This is a genomic window from Psychrobacter nivimaris, from assembly GCF_904846365.1.
In the GTDB taxonomy this organism is placed as follows: Bacteria; Pseudomonadota; Gammaproteobacteria; order Pseudomonadales; family Moraxellaceae; genus Psychrobacter; species Psychrobacter nivimaris_B.
The window spans coordinates 1-8,926 of the sequence record NZ_CAJHAL010000054.1 but is presented as its reverse complement, the minus strand read 5'-3'; the positions used below and the strand labels follow the sequence as shown (position 1 = coordinate 8,926).

Genomic DNA, 8,926 nt, shown 5'->3' with positions numbered 1-8,926 from the left:
AAAAAGTGGTGTACTTAGCAACCCAGCAGGCATCCAAAAAGTGGTCGATGCCAATCCGTAACTGGACGTCTGCTCTGAATCGTTTTATGATTATGTTTGATGACCGTATCAGCAAGCATTTAATCTAAACGGCAGTTACACAGAATTCGGGATGGTCTCTATCCAATTTTACTTCTGCGCCTTAATTCAAGTTAGCTTATTCCCCGTATCTGTCGTAGCAGATTATCAAAGATAAATTTTTTATAAATCACCCTTGACTCCGTACTTAGGTACATGCAATACACTTGCATTATCTAATGAGGTATCTATATGAATCAAAAAGAATCAAACCTTCCAATGATAGGAGGCATCATAGCAGCATTAGGCGCAGGCGTATGCTGTGTAGGTCCTTTGCTCCTGTTATTACTTGGGGTAAGTGGCTCATGGATTGGTAATTTAACTGCATTTGAACCCTATAGGCCATTATTTATCGCATTTGTAGTGTTGTTGTTTGGTTACTCAGGTTGGAAAATTTACCGTCCTGTAGAAGAGTGTGAGCCGGGAACGGCCTGTGCAATTCCTAAGAAACAGCAACAACGAAAAGTCATTTTCTGGCTGAGCGCTATAGTTGCGACAATTTTAGTGACCAGTAATTATTGGATACTTTTGTTTGCTTAATATACAGATCAAGAAATTTATAACATTTTAAAATTTGGAGCTAATTATGAAAAAATTATTATTAACCGCACTGCTTTCACTTTCTAGTTTTGGTGCTTTTGCTGAAGTAAAAACAGTTACACTGGAAGTGCCAACGATGAACTGTGCGACATGTCCAATCACAGTTAAAAAGTCATTAGAAAATGTTGATGGCGTTGAAAATGCGAAAGTTACCTACAAGCCTAAGCTAGCTGTTGTTTCTTTTGATGACACTAAAACCAACATCAATGCATTAATTGCAGCGACTACCAACGCTGGCTACCCTTCAAATTTAAAAAGTGAAAATAAGTAATATTTAGCCCCTTAGAACTAGTTACGCGTATCGGAGATAAAGCAGGCTCTATAGGTGCACTTGTTTCGGCAATGGGATGCGCCATGTGTTTTCCCGCGATAGCTAGTCTTGGTGCGGCAATTGGGATGGGATTTCTTAGTCAGTGGGAAGGGGTATTTATCAATACGTTGTTACCACTGTTTGCAGTATTAGCGCTGGCAATGAATATCTTAGGCTGGTTTAGCCATCGTCAATGGCACCGTAGTTTTATCGGTTCAATTGGCCCCATTTTGGTTTTACTCTCTTTATACCCTTGGTTCCAGTACGGGTGGAGTTCATACGTTACTTATACGGGGCTAGGACTAATGGTTGCTGTATCAATTTGGGACATGGTTTCTCCTGCGAATAAACGCTGTGATGATGAAACTTGTACCGCTTAACTTTTTAAGATGAATAAAATATGTCAACGAATAGTTGTTGCTCGCCAAATGACATCCAGCCAGAACAATTACATGTAGCCATTATTGGTAGTGGTTCAGGGGCCTTTGCCAGTGCGATTAAAGCAGCAGAAGGCGGAGCAAGAGTTACTATCATTGAAGGAGCCGATGTAATCGGAGGTTGCTGTGTAAATGTCGGCTGTGTTCCTTCAAAAATATTGATCCGTGCTGCGCAATTAGCGCATCAGCAACGTACTAACCCGTTTGATGGTTTAGAAAATATTCAGCCACAACTTAGCCGCTCCTTATTAGCACATCAGCAAAACGCTCGCGTCGAAGAACTACGCGATGCTAAATATCAACGTATTTTAGAGAGTAATCCCGCGCTATCTTTACTTAAAGGTTATGCACGTTTTAAAAATCAAAATACCTTGCTAGTTCACAAGTCTGATGGTAGTGAAGAAGAGCTGGTTGCAGATCGCATTTTAATTGCAACAGGCTCTACACCAAGCATTCCGCCAATTAAGGGTTTAGTTGATACACCTTATTGGACATCAACAGAAGCCTTATTTGCAGAAGAGTTACCGAGTAGTCTAGTTGTCATCGGCTCCTCCGTTGTTGCTCTGGAAATTGCGCAAGCTTATGCCCGTTTAGGTAGCCGTGTGACAATTCTAGCCAGACATACCCTTTTATATGCTGAAGATCCGTTATTAGGTGAAAAACTGGCAGAGTGCTTTGAAAAAGAAGGTATTAGGGTACTTAATAATACGCAAGCAAGTCATGTTTCTTATGATAGCAATGGTTTTTCATTGGAAACTAACGAAGGAACATTAATCGCTGAAAAATTGCTTATCTCTACGGGTCGCCATGCAAATACTGGAAAGCTTGGTTTAGAAAATGTTGGTGTTGAAACAGATAAAAGTGGTGCCATTGTTGTTAATAGTATGATGGAAACATCAACAGCTAACATTTATGCCGCTGGAGATTGCTCCAATATGCCACAATTTGTTTATGTTGCTGCTGCTGCCGGAAGTAGGGCTGGAATTAATATGACAGGTGGAAATGCGCAACTCGACTTATCTACCATGCCTGCTGTTATATTCACCGACCCACAAGTTGCTACGGTAGGTCTAACCGAAGTACAAGCTTCAGCGGTAGGAATAAATACGATAAGTCGTGTACTTGATATGGAAAACGTACCAAGAGCTTTAGCAAATTTTGAAACGGATGGTTTTATCAAGTTGGTAGCTGAAGAATCCACGGGAAAACTGATAGGCGCACAAATTTTAGCCCATGAAGGCGGAGAACTGATTCAAAGTGCGGCTCTTGCTATTCATAATAAAATGACAGTCGAAGAATTGGCAGGTCAACTATTTCCGTATTTGACGATGGTTGAAGGATTGAAGTTATGCGCTCAAACCTTTAGCAAAGACGTTAAAGAGCTATCTTGCTGCGCAGGGTAATCATTTAACGGTAATGTACTTACAGAAATGTTAATGGAGTGCCATTAATAGCTGTTATTTCAAATAATTTTCTAGCGGTTTTTTCTCAAAATCTTCAGGATACATAGTAATAAAATTCTTCATTTCATTTCTGAATGTGTCTGTATCCCGCTTACCCTCGCCTGACAAACGATGGTAATTATTATAGTCCGCTTCAAATTTCTTTGAGCGCACGATAGGAGGCTGCGCAAAATTCATCCCAGTAGTGCTATGACATTTTTAGAGTGTATCGACTATATAAGGGTAAGACTTTTTAACGCTGTCTCTTGTTTTTTTCTAAGGCTGTGAATTTTTTCAATAGTTGGCTGAGTCTGTGACACTGTATTTTCCTTTTGTTATTATCAATAAAGAATTTATGGATTATTCAATTTCTCTATAATAATGGCTCTACGCAGAGCTTTTAAGTATTGAGTTTTAAGACCTAAAATGAGTGAGTACCTATACCAGTCATACATTACCTTCCAGTTCACATTTTATAAACATACTCAAGTATAAAAAGTATTTTTCCGTATAGAGTGAATACGACGCTAGTTCATTTTGTTTGTGATAATCGGCATCAATGTGCTTATTTATTACGCTTACTTTCTAAAAATATCATGTCAATTATAATCAATGCGACACCGACACAGACACCTATATCTGCAACATTGAAAAGAGGATAATTCCAGACATCAGCATAATGCACATGGATAAAGTCAACCACTTTACCAATTCTTAAACGATCGATTAAGTTGCCAATCGCACCACCAAGCATTAAGGCCAACCCCATAGATAATAGCTTGGCTGCACGTGGCGCTTTGATTAAATAAACCGTTAAAAAGATAGCCATTACAAAAGCTAAGCCTGAGAAAAACCATTTCTGCCAACCGCCAGCGTTGGCTAAAAAGCTAAATGCTGCCCCATAGTTATAAGCGAGTGTCCAGTTGAGAAATGGTTCAATGACCGGTACGGGGTCATTGAACGCTAATGTGGTTTGGGCCAACCACTTAGTCCATTGATCAAGTATTAATACCATTATCGCCAACAAATACCAGATAAAAGCGCGACTGCCATTGGCAACCATTTTTGGCATTTTGTCCAACTTATCTTTAGGTGTTATTGAGTTGCCTGAAGTCACGTACATAGCTTTAGGCGTATGATTTATGGTTTTAGAGTCAATCGATTGATGAGTACTACTCACAGCTATAGGTACCTTCTTGTCAGCAATATTAGTACTAGCCGATTCAACGCTATTCAATTTAGTACTATCTAATCTGTCGGTAGATTCAGTCATAGTTGTTTCCTTTATCTATGTTTATACAATGAACAATGTTAAACGTATATGTTTTTGGTATACGATTATTAATCGCGCCACTTTCATAAACGGCTCCACTTACCGCTCTGGTATTATGAAACTTACGGTAATAATTTTTGGGGCTGTCCTAGATAACTAGTTCAAACCCTGTTTAACCCATTGTTTTAATTGTAGTAATTGCGACTTTGGGTCACTGTGATTAAAACGCCACTCACATTCCTTTAAATAGAAGTGAAAATGCTCTTTTGGAACTCCGTTAAACTTACGTAGATGCCGTTTAGCTTGGTTCCAAAAGTTCTCTATACCATTAATGTGATTCTTGTCATTAACAAAGGTTTTGGAGTGGTTGATACGATAATGAGTAAACTCACTGACATCTAATGCGTTATAGCTTTTAAATGAGTCAGTATAAACAATGCTATCAGGCTTCACTTTTTCTCTTATAATGGGGATCAAAGTATCTGCTTTAGCATTGGGTATAATACAAGCGTAGACCTTGCCATTACGCTTTAATAGACCAAACACGGGCACTTTGCTACCAGCACCTCGCCCTCGCTTGCCTTTACGAGTGCCATCAAAGTATGATTCGTCTACTTCGATTTCGCCCTCAAATAGACCAGGGTCTTGACTATTCTCGTAAATAAGCAGTCTTAGCCTATGAAAGTAATAACTGGCTGTGGTTTTATTAACACCGACTAGGCTTGCTGCTGTTCTCGCGGTAGAACCGGCAACAAATAGCTCGATGAGTCTGTTTTGTTTATACCAACTTAGTTTACTCTTTCTCATAGTGCTATCCTAAATAATTTTACTTATCTAGGACAGCCCCTTACTTGAGCCTATGGATGAGGTACTACTCAATCATCGCTCTTTGGTTGAAACGGTGTTTGGGGAGCTTAAAAACTTGTGCCAAATCGAACACTCACGCCATCGTAGTGTCACGGGGTTTATCACAAACTTGCTGTCAGGTTTAATTGCTTATTGCTGGTTTCCCTATAAACCCACCATCAAAAATATGCCTCAGCAGGGACAGGTAGCAACATTGTAAATAGTGTCAATGAGTTACAATGTGGCTTATCCCGAACTGGGGTTGTAAATAGACAAGTCCATACAGACAGTGAATTGGTCAATTCGAATATTGGAAATAATAGGTAGCCCTTCATGTCCCTTAAGAGCGCAGAAAAGTCTCCGTCATTAACGCAAAATAAATCGTCGAAAAAATCTTATCTGTTGGCGTTCGCTTTCAGCGCGGGTTCATTATTGACAGGGCTAGCAGCGACTGGGCTGACGGCCGTGCCAGTGGCATCGCAAGCGGCAGGATTGGGCGATTTATTTAGCAGTGATAAAAGCGCGACCCAACCGAAATTTTTGCCTGTTGATGAAGCGTTTCAGGTCAGTAGCAGTAGTAAACCTGTCAATAATGGCACGCGCTTAGCCATTAACTTTGACATTACGCCTGAGCACTATGTTTATAAAGACCAAATTAAGCTAACGTTGCCTGCTGGCGTGAGCGCTGCACCTTTTAGCTTTAGCCAAAAGCCTATCTCCATAGATGATCCGACCTTTGGTCAAGTATTGGTCTTTGACCAAGCCAATATGGTTGCTACTACCATTTTGAGTAGTAGTAATGGCAAGGCGATAAATAATGCCGCCGTGACAATAGGTTGGCAAGGCTGTGCCAAAGCGGGTCTATGCTATCCACCGGAGAAAATAAAAACCACAGTCAATATCGCTGCTGCTTCACAATCGGCAGCCAATAGTTCAAGTAGTACTGCTACAGTTTCTGCGAGCAATAACAGCAATGTAGAAACTGCGCAAGCCTCTACAGATGGGACAGTTACCAATAGTCTTGCTACAGAGCAAACTACGCCAGATGACGAGGTGATTGATTATGCATTGTTAGATGACGAAGCGTTAGATGCAGAGCTTGGTGCAATCAATACCATCTCTGGAGCCGATGAAGAAGTGGTAGGCGATAATGTCACAAGTGAAGCAGCGAACAATGACGCTGTCATAAATAATGCTGCTGCAACAAACAATACCGTTGTTGGTGATAACACGATTGATAGCGACCCTTTTGGCTTAGCTTCGCATCCGTGGTTGGCATTGGTGTTATTGTTCTTGGCAGGGTTGGTCTTGGCATTGACGCCATGCGTGTTACCGATGCTACCGATTGTTGCCAATATCGTCGCGCGTGAAGACAATCCAACGGTAAAACGCGGTGTTATTTTAACGACCAGCTACGCTATTGGTGTTGCCATCGCTTATGGTATTTTAGGCGCGGTCATTGCGGTATTTGGCGAATCGTTAGGCATTATCGGTTGGCTACAAAATCCGATTATTTTAATTGGGTTTGCCATCGTTTTTGTCTTATTAGCCCTTTATATGTTGGGCGTATTTAGCATTCGTCTGCCGAGATTTATCAGTAGTAAAATGCAGGGTCTAAGCCAAGCGGGGGATAGCAAGCTTGGTAGTACGGGCGGCAGTTTAATTGCGGGATTCTTATCGGCGCTCGTGGTATCGCCTTGTGTTTCGGCACCCTTATTTGGGGCGCTGCTTGCTGTATCAACGATTGGAAGTCCATTACTTGGCTTTGCGGCTTTATTTATGCTCGGTTTTGGTTTATCAGCGCCGCTTATTTTAATCGGCGCGACCCAAGGTAAAATCATGCCAAAAGCGGGTGAGTGGATGAACTGGGTCAAGCAGGGCTTTGCTTTGTTGCTTTTTGCCGTGGCATTGTTATTAATTGAACGCGTCTTTATCTCGCCTGTGATGCTGATGGTTTGGGCGCTGTGGTTTATGGTCGTGGCGATGTGGGCGTGGAGCTGGCTAGGCAAAGGTCGGATGCTGACCCAAGCGCTAGGCTTAATCGCTGGTATTTGGGCGACGTGTTTAATCGTCGGCGCCGCATTGGGCAATGACGACAGCTTGCATCCGCTTGCCTCCCTAACTGCGGTTCCGGTGCTGCAGACAACTGCTGGTCAACCAGCCACCAGTAATGCAACCGATAAGACGGTCACGACGCTGGCTGAGTTAGATGCCATTGTCGCCGCCAATCCTAAAGTGCTGGTCGATGTCACCGCCGAATGGTGTATTGCATGCCGGACTATGGAGAAAAACTTATTTCATAATCGCCCTGCGCAAATGCAAGATTGGCAATTGGTCAGACTTGATATCACGGAGACTACGGCTGATTCAAAAGCAATCTTAGCGCGTTATAAACTATTTGGTCCGCCAGCATTGCTGTATTATCAAGACGGGCAATTGGTCAATCAGCAAGTGGGTGAAATCGGGCGCGCAGCGTTTGAGCAAACCTTAACCGCGCTAAATTAATCGTTTAAATGTAGATAAATTCCACATCATTTCTACCCATTAAAAAGCCAACGTCCTTTGATAATAGGACGTTGTCTTTTTCAATCTTACTAAATAGCCTTTTTAATATAGACGCTAAATCCTTGGTTTAACGTTATTTATTACTATTCATTTAACTACTTAACCCCAGTTCGGGATAAGCCACATTGTAACTCATTGATACTATTTACAATGTGGCTACCTGTCCCTGCTGAGGCATGTTTTTGATGGTGGGCTTATAGGGAAACCAGCAATAAGCAATTAAACCTGACAGCAAGTTTGTGATAAACCCCGTGACACTACGATGGCGTGAGTGTTCGATTTGGCACAAGTTTTTAAGCTCCCCAAACACCGTTTCAACCAAAGAGCGATGATTGAGTAGTGCCTCATCCATAGGCTCAAGTAATTGGGGTTTCATATTACGCCGAAGTTTGGTTATCAACGTGGTATCATTGTGTTTTGTGAGCCACTCGTTTAGGGCTTTACTGATATAGCCTCTATCCCCAAACACCTTGCCAAACACCTTGCCAAACACAGGCGTTGCCATATCCTTAACAGGCACTCTGTCATCCGTATTACCCGCAGTGACTTTAACAGATACAAGCTCGCCCTTATGATTGATAATGGCATGCAGCTTAAAGCCGTAAAACCAGCCCATACTACCTTTACCTCTTTGCGCCATACTCTCAAAGACTTTGTGACGGTAGATACGCTTGTTATGACAAACTGCTATCTTGGTTGAATCAATATAGCTGATACCCGTACAGTCGCCCATCATGCTTTGCAAGTAGCTGCACAGTGGCATGATACTGCGCGGCACAAGCTCTATAAATCGCGAGTAGCTCGGCAGATTTGGAAACGCCCGTTTCATCATGCCAAGCATGTGATGGTAGTAAAACGCCTTAAACTGTCGATACCGCAGTTGATGAAACAGTACCAAGACAGTCATAATCTCTGCTACACTTATCTGGCATGCTCTTAACCTTTGGTGTCCCGTTGCGATTAAATGAGCGTCAAACTCAGGTTTGAATTGCTGATAAAAGTCGTCAATATGGCAGTATAGTTCGGTTAGGTTGTCCATGTAAGAAGTCCTTGTTGTGAAGTTTGTCTTGGTAAACTCACTTTAGCAACTTCGGACTTCTTTTTTTATCTTTTTTTTGAGCCCTTATCCCGAACTGGGGTTATTTATCAATTTCTCAGCCTGTTTTTTTTCAGCCTACTTTTTGAACCACCACCCGGATATAAATGTAACTATGAATAAAACAACTTTTAAAATATCGAAGATGGACTGCCCTTCGGAGGAAAACCTAATCCGAATGAAATTAGAGGGCCACTCGAATATTGAACATCTTGAGTTCGACATTCCTAACCGTCAATT

The 8,926-nt window shown here is 41.8% G+C and carries 7 protein-coding genes and 4 pseudogenes; 8 read left to right on the top strand and 3 right to left on the bottom strand.

What is annotated here, in order from left to right; translation table 11 throughout:
- From JMX63_RS14000 to merA, 5 genes and pseudogenes are all read left to right on the top strand, one after another.
- Positions 1-128, top strand: a pseudogene (locus JMX63_RS14000) (IS256 family transposase); the annotation flags it as partial.
- Between the two features lie 181 nt (positions 129-309).
- A complete protein-coding gene (locus JMX63_RS13995; protein ID WP_016899520.1) occupies positions 310-657 on the top strand; it encodes a mercuric transporter MerT family protein in 348 nt (115 codons plus the stop codon).
- A 46-nt stretch (positions 658-703) separates the two neighbouring features.
- Positions 704-988: a mercury resistance system periplasmic binding protein MerP gene (gene merP, locus JMX63_RS13990; protein ID WP_008110847.1), complete on the top strand. Its 285-nt coding sequence runs from the start codon at positions 704-706 to the stop codon at positions 986-988.
- Positions 988-1,407 carry an organomercurial transporter MerC gene (gene merC / locus JMX63_RS13985; RefSeq protein ID WP_008467331.1) on the top strand — a complete coding sequence of 140 codons (420 nt, stop codon included), beginning with the start codon at positions 988-990 and terminating at the stop codon, positions 1,405-1,407. The genes merP and merC overlap by 1 nt, the downstream gene beginning before the upstream one ends.
- A gap of 68 nt (positions 1,408-1,475) precedes the next feature.
- Positions 1,476-2,867: pseudogene (gene merA, locus JMX63_RS13980) on the top strand (mercury(II) reductase); the annotation flags it as partial.
- A gap of 604 nt (positions 2,868-3,471) precedes the next feature.
- On the opposite strand, the gene lspA reads toward merA, so the two are convergent.
- Positions 3,472-4,179: a signal peptidase II gene (lspA, locus tag JMX63_RS13975; RefSeq protein ID WP_075107731.1), complete on the bottom strand. Its 708-nt coding sequence runs from the start codon at positions 4,177-4,179 to the stop codon at positions 3,472-3,474.
- 156 nt (positions 4,180-4,335) lie between these two features.
- Positions 4,336-4,986 (bottom strand): IS1595-like element ISPssp3 family transposase, encoded by a 651-nt coding sequence (locus tag JMX63_RS13970; RefSeq protein WP_201573077.1) that lies wholly within the window; start codon positions 4,984-4,986, stop codon positions 4,336-4,338.
- Between the two features lie 55 nt (positions 4,987-5,041).
- On the opposite strand from JMX63_RS13970, the pseudogene JMX63_RS13965 reads away from it, so the two are divergent.
- Positions 5,042-5,245 (top strand): annotated as a pseudogene (locus JMX63_RS13965) (transposase); the annotation flags it as partial.
- A gap of 113 nt (positions 5,246-5,358) precedes the next feature.
- Positions 5,359-7,530: a cytochrome c biogenesis protein CcdA gene (locus JMX63_RS13960; RefSeq protein ID WP_075107729.1), complete on the top strand. Its 2,172-nt coding sequence runs from the start codon at positions 5,359-5,361 to the stop codon at positions 7,528-7,530.
- A gap of 205 nt (positions 7,531-7,735) precedes the next feature.
- Here JMX63_RS13960 and JMX63_RS13955 read toward each other — a convergent pair whose 3' ends face one another.
- Entirely contained in the window at positions 7,736-8,629 is an 894-nt protein-coding gene (locus tag JMX63_RS13955) for an IS982 family transposase (RefSeq protein WP_201573075.1), read from the bottom strand.
- A 172-nt stretch (positions 8,630-8,801) separates the two neighbouring features.
- Here JMX63_RS13955 and JMX63_RS14535 point away from each other — a divergent pair.
- Positions 8,802-8,926: pseudogene (locus JMX63_RS14535) on the top strand (cation transporter); the annotation flags it as partial.